The following is a 15,658-nucleotide window of genomic DNA, read 5'->3' on the forward strand; positions in this document are numbered from 1 at the left end:
TCACATCCGTTCGGGGGCACCGACGCCGAGCAGGCCGAGGCCGTTGGCGAGCACCCGGCGGGCCGCGACGCACAGTGCGAGCCGGGCCCGGTGCAGGTCGGAGACGTCCTCGTCGCCCTGGGGCAGGACGCGGCAGGAGTCGTAGAACTTGTGGTAGGCGCCGGCCAGCGCCTCCAGGTAGCGGGCGACCCGGTGCGGTTCGCGCAGCTCGGCCGCGGTCCGGACGACGTCGGGGAACTCCCCGAGCGTCCGGATGAGGTCGCCCTCGCGGTCGTGGGTCAGCAGGCCGTACCCGTCGCCCGGCTCGACGCCGAGGTCCGCGGCGTTGCGGGCCAGCGAGGCCAGCCGGGCGTGCGCGTACTGGACGTAGAACACCGGGTTCTCGTTGGTGCGGCTGGACACCAGGTCCAGGTCGATGTCGAGCGTCGAGTCGACCGAGGACCGCACCAGCGAGTAGCGGGCCGCGTCGACACCGACGGCGTCGACGAAGTCCTCGAGGGTGACGATCGTGCCGGCCCGCTTGCTCATCCGGACCGGTTCGCCGCCGCGCACGAGGTTCACCATCTGCCCGATCAGCACCTCGACGATCGCGGGGTCGTCGCCGAACGCGGCGGCGATCGCCTTGAGGCGCACCGTGTAGCCGTGGTGGTCGGCGCCGAGCATGTAGAGGCACCGGTCGAAGCCGCGGGCCCGCTTGTCGCGCAGGTAGGCGATGTCACCGGCGACGTAGGCCGGGGTGCCGTCGCTCTTGATGACGACCCGGTCCTTGTCGTCGCCCTGCTCGGTGGAGCGCAGCCACCAGGCGTTGTCCTTCTCGTACAGGCTGCCGTTGTCCTTGAGCTGCTGCACCGAGTCCCCGACGGCGCCGGACTCGTGCAGGGTGAGCTCGCTGAACCAGACGTCGAAGTCGGTGCCGAACTCGTGCAGCGACCGCCGCATCTCCTGGAGCATCAGCGCGACGCCGGTGCGGCGGAACGCCTGGTGCCGCTCGGCATCGGGCAGGTCCAGGATCCCGGGCTCGGCCGCCGTCACCTGCCGGGCGATCTCGCCCACGTACGCCCCGCCGTAGCCGTTCTCCGGGGTGGGCGCGCCGGTGGCCGCCGCGATCAGCGAGGCGGCGAAGTGGTCGATCTGGGCCCCGGCGTCGTTGATGTAGTACTCGCGGGCCACCTCGGCACCCCGGGCGACCAGCACCCGGCCCAGCGCGTCGCCCACGGCGGCCCAGCGGGTCCCGCCCAGGTGGATCGGGCCGGTCGGGTTGGCGGAGACGAACTCCAGGTTCATCCGGATGCCGGCCAGCTCGTCGCCGGTGCCGTACCGCTCGCCCCGGGCCAGCACCTCACCGACGATCGCGCCCTGCGCGTCCGCGGCGAGCCGCAGGTTGATGAAGCCGGGCCCGGCGATCTCGGCGGCGGCGATCCCGTCCCGGGCCGCCAGCCCCTCGGCCAGCCACCCGGCCAGCTCGCGCGGGTTCACCCCGGCGGCCTTCGCGGTGCGCAGCGCCACGTTGGTGGCGTAGTCGCCGTGCTCGGGGTTGCGCGGGCGTTCGACGCCGGCGTCGGCCGGGAGGGCGGCGACGTCCAGGCCGCGTCGGTTCAGGACGTCCGTCGCGACGTCACGGACCAGGGCGGCGAGCACGTCGGGATTCACCGTCCCGATTCTAGGAGGTGCTGTGCGCCACCTTCATCCTGGTATCGGCCCCGGCCCGGTACGGCGGGGCCGTCCGCGTACCGTCGGGATCTCCCCGACCCGCAGGCCAGGCGCGTTCCGACGCGGCCGGAGGTACCCCGTGCCCGACAGTCCAGCGACCGCCGGCGGGCCACCGGCCCGGCTCGCCGCAGCCGCCGGGCGGCCCGGTCCGGTCGCCGCGGCCACCGGGCTGCTGACGCTGCTGCTCGGCGCGGCGTTCGTCGCCGTGTCGCTCGCCTACAACCGCGGGAACCTCGTACCGCCGCTCGACGACGTCTACATCCACCTGCAGTACGGCCGCCAGTTCGGCCTGGGCGAGCCGCTGCGCTACCAGCCGGGTGAACCGGTCACGACCGGCGCGTCCAGCCTGCTCTACGCCGCGCTGCTGGGGCTCGCGCACGCCGTCGGGTTCCACGGGCAGTGGCTGCTCGCCTTCGCCGTCGGCACCGGGCTGGTGTGCGTGGCGCTCGCCGCGGCGTTCACCACGCTCACCGGGTACCGGCTCGGCGGGCGCACCGCGGGGATCGCGGCGGGCGCGCTCACCGCGCTGTCCGGGCCGCTGCTCTGGGGCGGTGCGAGCGGGATGGAGATCGGGCCGCTGGCCGCGCTGCTGACCGGTTCGGTACTGTCCTACCTGCGCGAACGGCCCGCTTTCCGGTGGACGCCGGTGCTGGCCGCGCTGCTCGCGCTCGTCCGCCCGGAGGGCTTCCTCCTCGCCGCCGCACTGGTCGCGGCGATGCTGTGGACGCTGGTGCGGACCGGCCGGTGGCGGTCCCGGTGGACGGCGCTCGTCCTGGCCCCGCCGGTCGTCTTCGCCGGGCAGCTGCTGCTCTACCGGGTCCTGACCGGCACCTCCCAGGCGAACGGCGTGCTGGCGAAGTCGTGGCTGCACGCCGGCCTGCTCCGGCAGCCCGCCGAGATCGCCGACCACACGCTGCGCAACGTCCAGGCACTCGTCGCGACGCTGTCCGGGCTCTCCGGCCAAGACGTCGTCGCGCCGTTCACCCTGGTCTTCGCGGTGCTCGGGCTGCTCGTGCTGGGGCTGCGCCGGGAGCGGACGCTGGCCGTCGCCCTCGGGGCCGGGCTGGCACTGGTGCTGCTCAGCGTCTCCACCCTGAGCACGGCGCTGTGGCAGGACCTGCGCTACCTGCAGCCGTTCCTGCCGTTGTTCCTGCTGCTCGCGGTGCTGGGCACCGGTGTGCTCACGCACCGGGCCGTCCGGCACGTGCTGCTCGCGGTGGCGCTGCTGTTCACCGTCGTCGTGACGCCGACCTGGGCGATCCGGCTCGGCCAGCAGGCGTCGGCGATGCGGGAGGGCCCGGTCAGCGTGGCGCAGTGGATCGCCGGGAACGTGCCGCCCGGTGACGTCGTCGCGATCAACGACGCCGGTGCCGCGGCCTGGTTCGGCGGCCACCGCACCGTGGATCTCGTCGGACTGACGACGAACGGCTTCGCCGCCCCGGCGCTGAACGGTCCCGGCACCCTCTACGAGCAGCTGCGCCGGCTGCCCGAGCAGGACCGGCCGCAGTGGTTCGCGATCTTCGACCGGTGGGGCGGCATCCCGGTCGCCGACCTGGGCCGCGCCGCGCTGCTCGGCCCGGAACCGGTGATCACCTTCCAGCTCACCGCCCCGGCCCGGCCGGTCTCCCCGACCGCACCGCAGACCTGCCAGATCGACCTGAGCTGTGACCGGGTCAGCATCTGGCGGGCGGACTGGACGCTCGCCGGCTCCGGCGCGACGCCGGACGCCGCCGTACCGGGCCGGATCGCCGACCACCTCGACGTCGGCGACATGGCCGACGAGACCGGCCACGGCTGGACCCCCGATCCCCCGGTGCTCGGGCTGCAGCCGCAGAGCGTGCTGGACCGGGCCGACGCCGGGGGCCGGGTGGTCGCCGACAGCGGGCGCCGGATCGTCGGCGGGGAGACGTTCACGATGCGCGGCCTCGTCCCCGGGCGCCCGGCCACCCTGACCGGGCGGATCGGCGCCGACGCGCCCGTCCCGGGGGATCGCACCCGCACGATCGCCGTGGACGTCGACGGGCGCCCCGCGGGGACCTGGACGCTGCCGGAGGGGATGCCGTGGCGGCAGTCGTCGTTCACCGTTCCCGGGGAGCTGGTGACCGGGCCGGAGGTCACGGTGCGGACGCGCTCGGAGCATCCGTTCCTGGCCCCGTACCCGGACTACCGGGCCTACGGGTGGTGGGTCAGCCAGTGATCGCGGACGGACCGACCCCCGCGTGAGGGGCGGACGGGGGTGCGCTACTGTTCTCCCATCGCACGGCCCCCGTAGCTCAGGGGATAGAGCACCGCCCTCCGGAGGCGGGAGCGCAGGTTCGAATCCTGCCGGGGGCACTTCAAGGATGGGAACCGGTCGTCGGTTCCCCCACTTCCGGGACTTTCCCCACCGCCTGTGGCGTCGTCGGCTGCACTGTTCAGTGCGTCGACGCTGGCAGCATGGGCAGTCTGCACGGTGTTGCCGGTCAGGGTGATCCGCACCCGCACCGCCCGGCTGATCTTGTCGACGTGGGCCTCCAGGCGCAGTACCTCGAACAGGCGCCGGGCCAGCGTCTCGGGTAGCTGGTCCAGCTCGCAGCGGCCGACGGGAAGCAGGTCGAGCAGTGCCGGGTTCGACTGTTGCACCTGGACCGTGCGCAGCCCCTCGAGGTGCTCGGCGAGCTGGGTACGTTCCGCGCCGAGTTCCTGGCGGCGACGCCCGATATCGGCGATCAGCTCCGGATCGATCGCCTCGGTCACCTCCAAGGTCCGCACGAGCGCGCCGCGCCGCCGGTCGATATCGGCGATGGCCCTCTGTGCCGCCTCGACCTGCCGGGCGTGGTCAGCCGAAGCCGCGGCGGCGATCTCTCCGGCCGCGGCACCCAGAAGCTCGGCGCGGTAGGTGCCGAACACGTGATCGGCGAGGAACCCGTTGATCGCGTCGAGCAACGACTCCTCGGCGACCCACAGGCTCGCCGGGTGCCCGTCGGGGATGTGCTGGCCCCGCTTGGGAGCGCACACGTAGTAGGACCGCCCCCGCCGCGACTTGCCATACATCCGCCGCCCGCAGAGCTGGCAGAACAGATACGACCGCAGCCGGTAGGACCGCGCGGCCTGCGGGTGGGAGTTCTTCCCCGCCGCCGAGCGGGACCCGAACCGGCGCGCCGCGACCTCCTGGGCGGCGATCCAGGTCTGCAACTCGATCAACGGCTCGTGCGTCGGCCGGCTCGACCACACCCAGTCCTGCAACGGGTTCCACGCCCCGCCCCGAGTCTTGGTCGCCTGCTTGTTCCACACCATGTACCCGGTGTGCTTGGGCTGAACGAGAACCTCGCGCACCGACGCCGCCGTCCACGCCCCGACCGCACGATCCGGGTCCGGAGGAGTCGGCGGCCGGTTGGTCACCAGATCGAGGTTCAACCGGTCCGCGATGGCTTGATACGACACCCGCTCCCCCACCCGCCAGGCGAAGATCCGGCGCACCACCTCCCCCTCCACCGGATCCACCAGCAGACGAGTCTTGGTGCGGACCCCGTCACGGCCCTTCCCCCGGTGCCCGCCGCGAGCTGTGGAGTCGATGGCCTTCCCGCTCACGCTCACCGTCTCCCCCCGATACCCGTACGGGGGCTTCCCGACCGCGTAACCCTGCTCGGTGTGAGTCTCGAACCCGTCCCGGGCCCGCGAGAGCATGTCCAGGGCGTACCACTCGGCCACCGACTGCTTCACCCGCCGCGTGAGCACCGTCGAGGGCAACGCATCCTCCGCCCGACCCCCCGGGCGGATGGTCTCATCCGCCGCCCACAGGGCGATCCCGGCCGCCTGAAGGCGATGTTCGATCATCGTCCCGAAATACACCCGCCGAGCGATCCGGTCGATCTGCTCGCAGATCACCGCATCGAACCCCGGATCGGCCGACTCGGCGCGAGCCAACAGATCCAGCACACCGCCGTCCCGCGGGATCGGGACCTCGACGCTTTTCACCCCGCGGCCCCGCTCGGACAGATCGATCCGGCCCGACTCCACATCGTAGAAATGACCGACCAGCACACACGACTCCGGCAACGCCGCCATCGCCACGCTCAACTGCCTCTGCATCGACCCGACCGGGTCTTGAAGCTCATCCCCCGAAGTCCGCCCCAGGAACACCACCCGGACGGCCGAGCCCGCAGCTCCGACACCGGCCGACTCCGGGCCCGCGTCGCGCTGCATCCACAGCTGCAACGCCTCCGGCGCCACACCACCACGCCTACCGTTCACACCCCACACCCCTTCCCATCCGCTCCAGGCTCCCCGGTCCAGCCGTCCGGTCCCCTGCTCGTCACCGGCGGCGGGAGTGCATCCATTCGTTGATCTCCCACAACACCCGCGCCTGCTCGTTCCGCACGACCGCGGCCTCGGCCTCCGATTCAGGAGAACGAATCTCCCCCTGCGGCGACAACGAGCCACTGGCATCATCCGAGATCACCCGAACTCGCCCGGATTTTCTCGCCCCGACACGAGGTTCGACGCGTTCCCGATGAACCGTTTCCGTCTGCGAATCGTAGCAATTGATGGCCGATTTACCGGCATTAGATGACGGGGAATCGGGACGGTGATCATGGGGTGTGGGCGGGGCGATCCGCTGGTCATCGGCCGTGATGCGGGCCCGCCCGTTCGGGGCCCTGACCGGCCGTGTGCGGCCCCGGGGCGGGCCGACCGGCCCCCGACCCCGGCCCGGCGGTCGGGACGTCACCGACCCCACCCGGGCACGTCGCCACCCAGGTCGGCGCGGCGCCGCACCGCAGCAGCGACGTCGGCGGCCGTACTCGGAGTGATCAGCGGCGGATGCGTGATCGTCGACGACACCGTCCAGGACTCCCTCGGTCGGCTACGCCCCCACACCGAGCGGCCGAGATACGACGGATCGAGCAGGACGGCACGCACACGGGTGGCGGTCCACGGCAGAGGACGGCCGGTCGCGGTGACCGGGGTCGGGCGCAGCGGCCACGACGTCCGGAGCCGGACGGCGATGGACTCCGGGGACACACCGCAGATCGCCCACGAGTAGATCACCGCGACCACCCACGCGGTGTGCACGTCAAGCGCCCACGTCGAGGCCGGGGCCCGCCCGGCACGCCCGAGCCGGGTCGCCTCGGTCTCCGGCTCGACGTCGGGGACGTAGGCACCCCACGCGGTGATCGGACCACCGCCGTCGAGGGTCGGGCCGGAGACGGCCCGCCGGTAGCCGAACGGCATCGTGAGCGGGATCTGTCCGGCTTCGACGCGGTGCACGATCGCCGTGCGGGATCGGGCGGCGAGTTCGGCATGGTGGTCCTGCAGTACGTGGGCGCGCAGGTCATCACCGATACGGCCGGTCGCGGCCAATCTGATCCCGTCTCGTCGGCTCGCGGTCGCCGGCCTACGGGAGTCGCCGCGACCGCCGGGCCGCGAGGTGACGCCGCGCCTACCGGGCTCGGGCGTGGTGCGGGTCGTGGTGCGAGTGGCACGTGCAGCCTGGGTCATGACGGACTCCTACTCGGATCGGGTATCGGTCGGGGTGTCGTAGCCAGATGAGGGCAAGTCACGAGCCGGGGCGCCTGGTAGCCGACAGACGCGGGCACGTCGCAGCTCGGACCAAGAAGGCCGGACAGCAGCGGCACATGTCGGCGCCCAGCGTGGTGCCCCGACAACGAGCCGTACGGCGGGCGGTACGGGCTAGACGACCCGTGCCGTGACAGTCAGTTCAAACCCGGTATGTCCGGATGCGGCCGCTGCGTCCGGCGCGGTGAGAAGGCAGCTGACTCGGCGACGCATGGGGACTGCCTGCGGTGGTGGCGCCCGGAGGTCGGCACCGCTAGCGTGCTCGCACCGGTGAACCACAGTCGTGTGATTCACCCCGAGCCCAGGAGGGAGTGGTTCAGCTCCGTGCAACACAGGGAGAGGAGGATCGGCACTTGAACAGCCGCCACAGAAAAAAATCTGAGCGCAACCCGAAACGCGTAACCTTTGGTCACGCGATTCAGGCCCTTGCTGCGCTCCGAATAATTGTCAGCCTCATCGAATGGCTAACCAGCAACATGCCGAGGTTCTGACAGCCAGGTAGCTCCTCTGCCTCGACCCAACGTCGTTGCCGCGACGTCGCAGTCTGCATGGGCAGGGGTGCTACCTGTGTCAGGCGGGAAGCTTCCGCCTGACACCACTTATTTTACACTGCAGCCTTACGGCTCTGCGGTTTCCTGTCAAGTCTGAACAACACCCGTTGTGCACTCTCGGGAGAGGGTCGTCGAGGGCAGCTCGGTGGGCGGGGCGCGCGTGTGGGAGCGGCTGTCGCCGGTGGCTGCCACAGCAGCGTCGCTCCGGTGCTGTGAGGGGGCGCCTCGGGTGCTGGTCATAGCGGTGACTCCTCATGGGGCGGGTCAGGTGTGGGGTCGGGCATCGTGCCGGGGGTCGGAGTGGTCAGACCCCTTACCGGGCAGCTGGTGGCTACGAGACGGGTGGGGTGCGGCCGGTTTGGTCGGGGTGTCGGGTGCCGGTGGGAGTGGTCGGGTGCGGAACGTGAACGCACGGGTCGGTGCTCCGGCGTTGAGCAGGGTGGCGGCGGCGTGGAAGCCGTCGAGGCGGGAGAGGTCGTGGGCGCTGAGTTCGGGCAGGGTGCGGCGAGCCAGCACGGCGGCATCGGCCGGGGAGAGCCCGAACAACGCCGCGTTCCGCGCGTTGGCCAACAACGCGTCGCGTAGCGGCGGGGTGACTTGGCCGAGGTGTTGGTGGGCGAGGATCAGCGACAGTCGGAAGCCGCGGGACTCGGCGAGCATGTCTTCGAGCCGGTAGGGCAGGTTCAGGAAGTTGTGGCACTCGTCGATGTAGAACGCCGCGTCAAGGCGGGTGTGCTCGGGTTGGCCGGCGCGGGCGAGCGCCGCGGCCCACACCTGGGCCACGAGCAGCGACCCGACCAGCCGCACGGTGTCCTCCCCGAGTGCGGCCTTGGGCAGGCGGACCAGCAACAGCCCGCCGCGGTCGAGTACCGCGGACAGGTCCACGGTGGACGGGCCGCAGAGCAGGTGTTCGGCGAACGGGCGGAGCAGGATCGAGCGGAGTTTGTTCAGCAGGGGTGCGCTGATCTGGGCTCGGGTCGCGTCGGACAGGTGGTCGAACTCGTCCCAGAACTGCGACAACCGGGCACTCGGGGCCAGTCCGGTGAGCGTGCGGGCCCGCACCGCCTGGTCCCCGAGCAGGTCGGGGATCTGATCCAGCGAGGCGACACCGGGCCTGTCGCGCAGGGTCAAACAGGCGACCCGGAGCAGATCCTCACTGCGGTGCCCCCACGCGGCAGCGAACACCCGCGAGAACACCGAGACGACGTGTTCGACCGTGGCGTCACCGACACCGGGCACCGACGCCAGCCCGAGCGGGTCGAGCGGGTTCAGCCGCGGTGTGCGCCCGGGGTGGCTCGGGTCGATGACGATGGTGCGGGCTCGGGCGGCGGCGGGGAGCCGAGCGAGGGTGTCGGTGATCATGTCGCCCTTGGGGTCGATCACGACCGCGGCACGTCCGGCTTCAGCGTCGGCAAGGATCTGATGCACGAGCAGCGTGGACTTTCCGCTGCCGGTGGCGCCGAGGACCCACAAGTGATGGCGCGCGTCGGCCACGGACAGCCCGATCGGGCGGGCGGTGACGGCGTCGGAATCGCCGAGGACCCGCACGCCGGGGCCGCCGGTCGGGACCTGCGGGGGCGGGGCGATCGCGGCGGCTCCGGCCCGGCGCAGGCCGGGGACATGCTCGTCAGTGGGCAGATGCGCCAAAGCGGCGACCTCGGCAACCGACAGCGGATCTCCACGCCGCAGCCGCCGAGACCCGATCACCTGGCCTGCTCGTCGGATCCGGCAGCGGCGGAAGTAGTTGTGCGCGGAGTACTCGGCGAACGTGGACGCGACGGCCCTCGCCCGTCGGACGGCCCGGGCCCGCGCCACTTGCGCGGCGTCACGGCCGTGCCCGAGCGGAGCGACCTCGGCAACCAGGCGGACAGTGACCAGGTGCCCTCCCCCGGCTCCGTGAGCTTTGGTCGCGGTGGCGCGGTCTTGTGTCGAGGTGACCAGGCGCCCAGGGCCCGAGGGCCGTGCCCCGGTCGTGGTCGCCTGTGGTCGGTGGCGGGTGGTGGTGTGGGCGGGTCCGTGCACGGCGGTCGCGACGATCTCCTGTGCCAGGGTCGCCGCCCCGCCCGCGACCACGCTCGCCAGGCGAGCGCCGGTGTCGACCGTCGCTCCCGGTCGGGCGAGCCGCGCGAGGCGCGCCCCGGAGATCGGCCGGGCCAGAACCTGCACCCGGACCTGTTCGGAGGCGGTGAGGGGGGTGGCGGCCCCGATCAGGGCGCGCAGCGGGTCCGTGCGGTGCTCGGTCGCGATCGGCAACGCCGCAGGCCGAGCCAACCGCAACCGCGCACCCGCCACCTCCCCCGCACCCGTGCTGATGGGGTGGGGCTCGGGGGTGATGGTGGTCCGCGCGCCCGGCCACGCGCTGCGCGCGGCGGCGGCGACCTGCCCGGCCGCGACGGTGCCCGGCACCCACACCGAGATCCGTAGACCGCCTGCGTCGAACTGGTACTCGAACACCACATGCGGGGCCCGGCGCAGCGACCAGCGGGGGCGCAGCAGCCCGAGGAGGTGCTGCCAGAACACCGGCGCCCCGGCCGGGTCGACCCGGGGCGGGGCCAGGATCTCCACCCGCGCCGCACCCGCCCACGCTCGCCGCACCGCCCACCGATCCGCCACCGTCCACACCAACCCCGCCGCCACGACGGCGACGGCGCCCGCGGCGACAAGCAGCGGCAATGCGCTCGTGGCGATAGTCGCTAGGGAACTCACCACGCTGGCCGTTGGTGGAGCGAGGGGATTCACCACGGCCGAGCCTGCGTCTCGGGTGCGCCGGCGGCGACGGAACGGTCGAGGTCGATCCAGAACGGCGAGGCGGCGTGCTGATCGGCGAGCTGCGCCGGGTCCGTCGTGATCAGGGCGTCCTCTTCGGCGGAAGCGAGTGCGGCGAACGCGACCCGTCGGTCGTCGCCGCCGGTCAGCAGGCCGTCGCCGCGCTCGGCGGACAGGAGGAACGACTGCTCACCGGCCGACAGCCCGAACACGCGGCTCACGGTGTCGATGGCCTGCGACGCCTGCCGGAGAAGAATCTGTGTGGCCGAGTTGGTGATCACCGCCCGACCCAGATCCGAGGCCAGGACGTCGGCGGTGTCCTGAGTCGCCACCACGAGACCCGCCCAGTGCTTGCGCGCCGATTTCGCCGCCCGCAGCAGGAACCTCGCGCCCGCGCTGTGCTGGAGCAGCATCCACGCCTCGTCGACCACCACCAAGCGGCGGCGCCGGTCGTGCGGGTGGATCACCGTCCGCCACACCGCATCAAGCACGAGCATCGTCCCCAGCGGGCGCAGTGCCTCGGGTAGCTCTTTGAGCGACCACACGACCAGGTCACCGCCCGGCGGATGCGACGTCGGCCCGCCGAACAGGGCGGCGTGGCTTCCATCGGCATAGGGGCGCAGACGACGCGCGAGATCCTCGGCTATCTGGCGGGCCGGATCCGGCATTGGCGCCGCGTCGCCGTTCGCTCCGCTGTTCCCCTCCGGCCCGGCGGGGTTCTCCTCGGTGGGGTTCAGGGCGCGGCTGATCACACCGGGCGTGGTGTCAGGGCGGTCGAGCAGCGCGGCCCGCAGGTCGGCCAGCAGTGGTGCGGGGCGGGTCCAGGTCGCGGGGTCCTCGCCGATCCCGGCCCGGGTGTAGGCGAGGGTGATCGCCTCGTCCAGGACCGCGACCTCCGACGCCGACAACGCCTCACCGCCGGACAAGGCCAGCGACAAGAACTCGTGCACGACCAAGCGGCGGCGGGCGAGCGCGTCCGGTGCCGCGGTTCGTGCCCCGTCGCCGGAGACATGGACGTCGAGGTCGAGCGGATTGACCCGCACCCCCGGCGCCCCGAGCCGCACGACGGTCCCGCCGACCGCCTCGGCCAGGCGCGTGTACTCGTCTTCGGGGTCGATCACCTGCACCTGTGTGCCGGTGTAGAGCGAACGCAGGACGTCGAGCTTGACCAGATACGACTTCCCCGCCCCGGACCGGCCGAGGATCACGGAGTTGTAGTTGTCCAGGCTCCACCGGTCCCAGAACACCAGCGACGACGACGCGAGGTTGTGGCCGATGAGGATCGACGTCTCCTCGCCCGGTCCGGACGGTGGCGGGAGGTCCGGGCTCGCGAACGGGAACGCGGCCGCGAGCGCGGCAGTGTCGAGGATGCGGGCGGTGCCGATCCGGTCGATACCCAGCGGGAGCCCGGTCTCCCACCCGTGCCACGCCCGCCACGTCGCCGGGTGCCCGGTCATCAACAGCGAGGCCAGCAGCGCACGGATCGCGGCGAGCTCATCATCGAGCCCCGCCTCCGTCGGCGCCGTCACGGTCACCGTCAACGTGACCGTGAACAGACGCGCCTCGCCGCGGGCGACGCGTTCGGCGAGAACATGGGCGTCCTCGGTGGCGGCGTCGACCTCGGGGTCGGGAAGCCGGCCGTGCTCGGCCCCCGAGCGGCGCCCGGCTTCGAGCCGTGCGAGCTGGCGTCGCAACCTCGTGGCGGCGGTCGCGGGGTCGATCGGGGCGACGTGGAGCGAGACGTCGGCGAGACCGGGATGACCGGTCAGCGGCGCGAGCCATCCGGCGCCGGGGACCTCGCGGGGTAGCCCGGTGACGACCAGCGTGCAGGACCGCACTCCGTCGAGCGCGACCCGACGCGCGGCGACGCGCACCGTGTCCGGGGAGAACCAGCCACCCGGCTCCGGCTCGGGTGCGGCACGTCGTGCGCGGGAATGTAGGAGAGCCTTCATCGCGGGTGTCCCTCCGGGCCGAGGTGGAAGCCGTGCTCGTGGTCGAGGTCGTCGCCGGTCGGTGGTGGGCCCGGCATGGGCCACGGCGGGAACGGGCGCGGGATCTCGACCGTGGGCGGATCGAGATCCGCCCGGCGGGCCGGGTTCGGACCGCGACGTAGCCCGGCCGCTGGGGCGGTCGCGCGCTGGAGGACGGCGGCGGCCTCGGCGTCGGACAGCGGGGTCACCCGCAGTCCGAGCGGGCCGAGCATCCCGACCGCTTCCCCCGCGCGGCGGCGCAACACGTCACCGACCGCGGACACGGTCCCCTCGCGGGCCGGGGCCGGATCGCGGAACACGATCAAGAATTCGTGATCCAGCAACTCGGCGTGGGCGTCGAGGGCCTGGAGGTGTTCGGCGTGGGCGAGAGCTGCGCGGGTCAGCGCCGGGTGGGCCAGGCGGGGCGCGGCGGCGTGCAGGCGTGCGATCGGCACCGACAAGTCCAGGCGCCGGGTGCGGGTCACGAGCTGCACCGGACCGGCAAGCGAGTGCAACCACCGAGCGAACCCGGAGACGGCGGCGTGCTGCTCGGTCGCCGAGCGCAGACTCAGGTTGGCCGGCGCGACCGAGCACACCACCGCCAGGCCGGCCGACCCGAGATCAACGACTCCGAGCCGGTCCGGACCGACCGCACGCACCCCACGCACCGGTACTCGCGTCGACACCACGCGTCCGGTGCCCTCTCCGGCGGCAGCCTGGACGGCGCGGGACGCGGAGCGCACCTGCACGCGGTGGTGGACCGCGGCGATGAGGAGGCGGTCGAGGCCGACGCCGTCGCGGCGACCGACAGCGAGCGCGGTCGCGGCGAGCGCGATCGGCGCCGACAGCACCGCGAACACCACGACGTGCGCCGCGCCGAGCGCTTGCCACAGCCCGTACACCGCGACGGCGGCCGAGCCGACGATCACCAGCTGCCTCGCCGTCAGCGGGCCGAGGAGTTGATCCTCCCGGTCGACGTTCGCGGGAACCTGAACCGGCGCGGTCATCGGGCCCCCTCCCCCGAGGTGTCGTCAGTGCGGGTCGGTGGTGTGGGTGGGCGGAACAGCGGGACCGGTGCCGGTCCCGCCGCCGGTGGCGTCGGCGGTGCGGGCCGCGACCGAGTGGGCGGGTCGAATCGAACCGGCGTGACCGGGGCGCTCGGCCGCGGTGACCGGACGGCGGGTGGGGGTGGGGTCGGCTCGCGGAACTGCGGCACGGGCGGGGTGGGGCGCACGGCCCGGGACGGGTGCGGTGCCTCGAACTGGACCGGGGCCGGGGCGGCGGTGGGGCGGGCCCGTGGCGGTAGCGGGGTCGGCTCGGGCGCCGCGGGGGTGAACCGCACCGCGGGGGCCGGGCCGGTGGCCCGCGGTGGACTCGGCACGATCGGGCGCGGACGGGCCTGCGGGCGGAACTGCACCGGCGGCGGCGCCGTCGGTACCCGGCGAGGCGGCGGCTCAGGTGTGGGTGTGCGGCCGTCGCCGAATCGGACCTGTGGGGGTGCGGTGGTGGCGCGTCGTGCCCAGCTCGACGCGTCCGGCCGCTGCGGGCCCGGTCCGCGGAAGACGATCGCGGCGGGTGCCTCGTTCTGGCGGCGCGGCAACGGCGGCTCGGGTTCGCCCGGGGCCTGGAACTGCGGCAGCAGCGGCGACCGCGAGGGGGTGTCGGGGAACTCGAAGGCGAGTTGCCCGGGGCCGGGTCGCGGGGCTCCTTCGACGCCGCGCGGGTACTCCCACGGCGTCACCGTGGCCTTGCTCTTGCGCCGTTTGAGTTTGCCCAGCGGCAACATCCACTGCCCGGTCGGCTCGATCGGAGCCACCTCGCCGGAGGCGGCCGGGCCGCGGCCTGCTTGGGACGGGACGCGCGTACCGGTCGGGCGGGTCGAGCGGGTGGCGGCTCGTCCGGCGAGGGCGCCGCGCAGGGCTCCGCCGGTCTTGTAGAGCAGGGCGGCGGTGACGAGTTTGGTCACGGTCGACTTCCCTCCAGCATTGATCTTCACCGCGGACCACACCCATCCCGGGACGCGGAGCACGACCCACAGCAGGACGCCGACCATCAGCAACGTCACCCATCCCGCGGTGTTGGACGGGATGCCGAGGACGGCGGTCGGGGCATCAGGGGCCGGGGTGTCGGTCGGGGGCAGCACGACGGCGAGCCCGACGGCGATCACGAGGGCCTGCACGATCTGGATCGAGAGCAACCCGGCCAGCGCGCGCCACCACCAGCGGGCCAGCGGGTCGGTTTGCGGGAGGGCGTGCCACATGACGACCAGCGGTCCGGCGGCGACGAGAACGATGATCGCGACGACGCGCACGATGTAGCCCGCGACGACGGCGAGCAGCAGGAGCCCGATCGCGACCAGTGCCATGAGCATCGGCCAGGGCAGAACGCCGCCGATGCGGGCCGGGTGCTCGGCCGAGGCCCGCACGAGCCCGGCCAGACCGGCGACCCCGGCCTGTTCATCGACCGGCCCGACCAACTCGTCGGATACTGCGTTGGCGATCGACACCGCCATATCGGCCAGCGGCAGAGTCAGCCACCCGGCGAGGAACCCCACCATCAACCGGGGCAGCACCTCGCGGACCCCGAGGCGGGACTGGACGCTCTGGTGCGCCATCACGATCAGGCCGCCGACACAGATCACCGTCGCGTAGACCGCCATCGCGATCTGCCACGAGGTGTCCCACAGCGACGCCAGACGCGGGATCGTCGAGGGCCGCGGAGTCTGCAACAACGAGTTGGACAGGATCTCCAACGCGGGGTTGAGCACCTCGGTGACCGCGGTAGCCAACATCTCGGTGAACGCCTCGGACACACACGCCGGTATGTCGAACATCCCGCACGACGACTGCGCTGCGGGCGTCGACTCGCCCGGTGCCGGAGGCGGCGGGGCGCCCGGTGCCGGAGGCGGTGGGGCGGGAGGCGGTGGCGGGACGGGCTGGGCGACCCCGGCGGCGACCACCTCGGCTCGCACACCCGCTGCCGAGGTGGGCTCGGCGGGGGCCGGCGCAGCGAGCCCGACGAGCCCCACCGCCACTACAGCCAGTAGCAGCGTGACCGCTCGAACCCGGGTGCGAATCAGCTCGCCCGGTGCCGGAGTCGGGGCCG

The 15,658-nt window shown here is 72.9% G+C and carries 7 protein-coding genes, 1 tRNA gene and 1 pseudogene; 2 read left to right on the forward strand and 7 right to left on the reverse strand.

Features of this window, described 5'->3' with window-relative positions:
- Window positions 1–1,650 (reverse strand): arginine--tRNA ligase, encoded by a 1,650-nt coding sequence (gene argS, locus AFB00_RS04805; RefSeq protein ID WP_068796223.1) that lies wholly within the window; start codon window positions 1,648–1,650, stop codon window positions 1–3.
- A gap of 139 nt (window positions 1,651–1,789) precedes the next feature.
- Between argS and AFB00_RS04810 the strand changes: the two genes are divergently transcribed.
- On the forward strand, window positions 1,790–3,907 hold the full coding sequence (locus AFB00_RS04810; protein WP_083275270.1) for a hypothetical protein: 2,118 nt from the start codon (window positions 1,790–1,792) through the stop codon (window positions 3,905–3,907).
- Between the two features lie 65 nt (window positions 3,908–3,972).
- A tRNA-Arg gene (locus AFB00_RS04815) sits at window positions 3,973–4,044 on the forward strand.
- Window positions 4,045–4,680: 636 nt separating this feature from the next.
- Here AFB00_RS04815 and AFB00_RS35990 read toward each other — a convergent pair.
- From AFB00_RS35990 to AFB00_RS04840, 6 genes and pseudogenes are all read right to left on the reverse strand, one after another.
- Window positions 4,681–6,141, reverse strand: a pseudogene (locus tag AFB00_RS35990) (recombinase family protein); the annotation flags it as partial.
- 273 nt (window positions 6,142–6,414) lie between these two features.
- Window positions 6,415–7,050 (reverse strand): recombinase family protein, encoded by a 636-nt coding sequence (locus AFB00_RS04820; protein ID WP_068796224.1) that lies wholly within the window; start codon window positions 7,048–7,050, stop codon window positions 6,415–6,417.
- 1,031 nt (window positions 7,051–8,081) lie between these two features.
- Entirely contained in the window at window positions 8,082–10,490 is a 2,409-nt protein-coding gene (locus AFB00_RS04825; protein ID WP_068796225.1) for a type IV secretory system conjugative DNA transfer family protein, read from the reverse strand.
- Between the two features lie 62 nt (window positions 10,491–10,552).
- The gene (locus AFB00_RS04830) at window positions 10,553–12,535 is read right to left on the reverse strand and encodes a VirB4 family type IV secretion system protein (RefSeq protein WP_068796226.1); all 1,983 of its coding nucleotides are present in this window, start codon (window positions 12,533–12,535) and stop codon (window positions 10,553–10,555) included.
- Window positions 12,532–13,560: a PrgI family protein gene (locus AFB00_RS04835; RefSeq protein ID WP_068796227.1), complete on the reverse strand. Its 1,029-nt coding sequence runs from the start codon at window positions 13,558–13,560 to the stop codon at window positions 12,532–12,534. The genes AFB00_RS04830 and AFB00_RS04835 overlap by 4 nt, the downstream gene beginning before the upstream one ends.
- The gene (locus AFB00_RS04840) at window positions 13,557–15,365 is read right to left on the reverse strand and encodes a hypothetical protein (RefSeq protein WP_068796228.1); all 1,809 of its coding nucleotides are present in this window, start codon (window positions 15,363–15,365) and stop codon (window positions 13,557–13,559) included. The genes AFB00_RS04835 and AFB00_RS04840 overlap by 4 nt, the downstream gene beginning before the upstream one ends.
- Window positions 15,366–15,658: the final 293 nt, after the last annotated feature.

This window comes from Pseudonocardia sp. HH130630-07, assembly GCF_001698125.1.
GTDB lineage: Bacteria > Actinomycetota > Actinomycetes > Mycobacteriales > Pseudonocardiaceae > Pseudonocardia.

Bases quoted from the DNA above. Each gene is read 5' to 3' on its own strand.
- AFB00_RS04830 (WP_068796226.1), bottom strand. From the start codon at position 12,535: ATGAAGGCTCTCCTACATTCCCGCGCACGACGTGCCGCACCCGAGCCG.
- AFB00_RS04835 (WP_068796227.1), bottom strand. From the start codon at position 13,560: ATGACCGCGCCGGTTCAGGTTCCCGCGAACGTCGACCGGGAGGATCAA.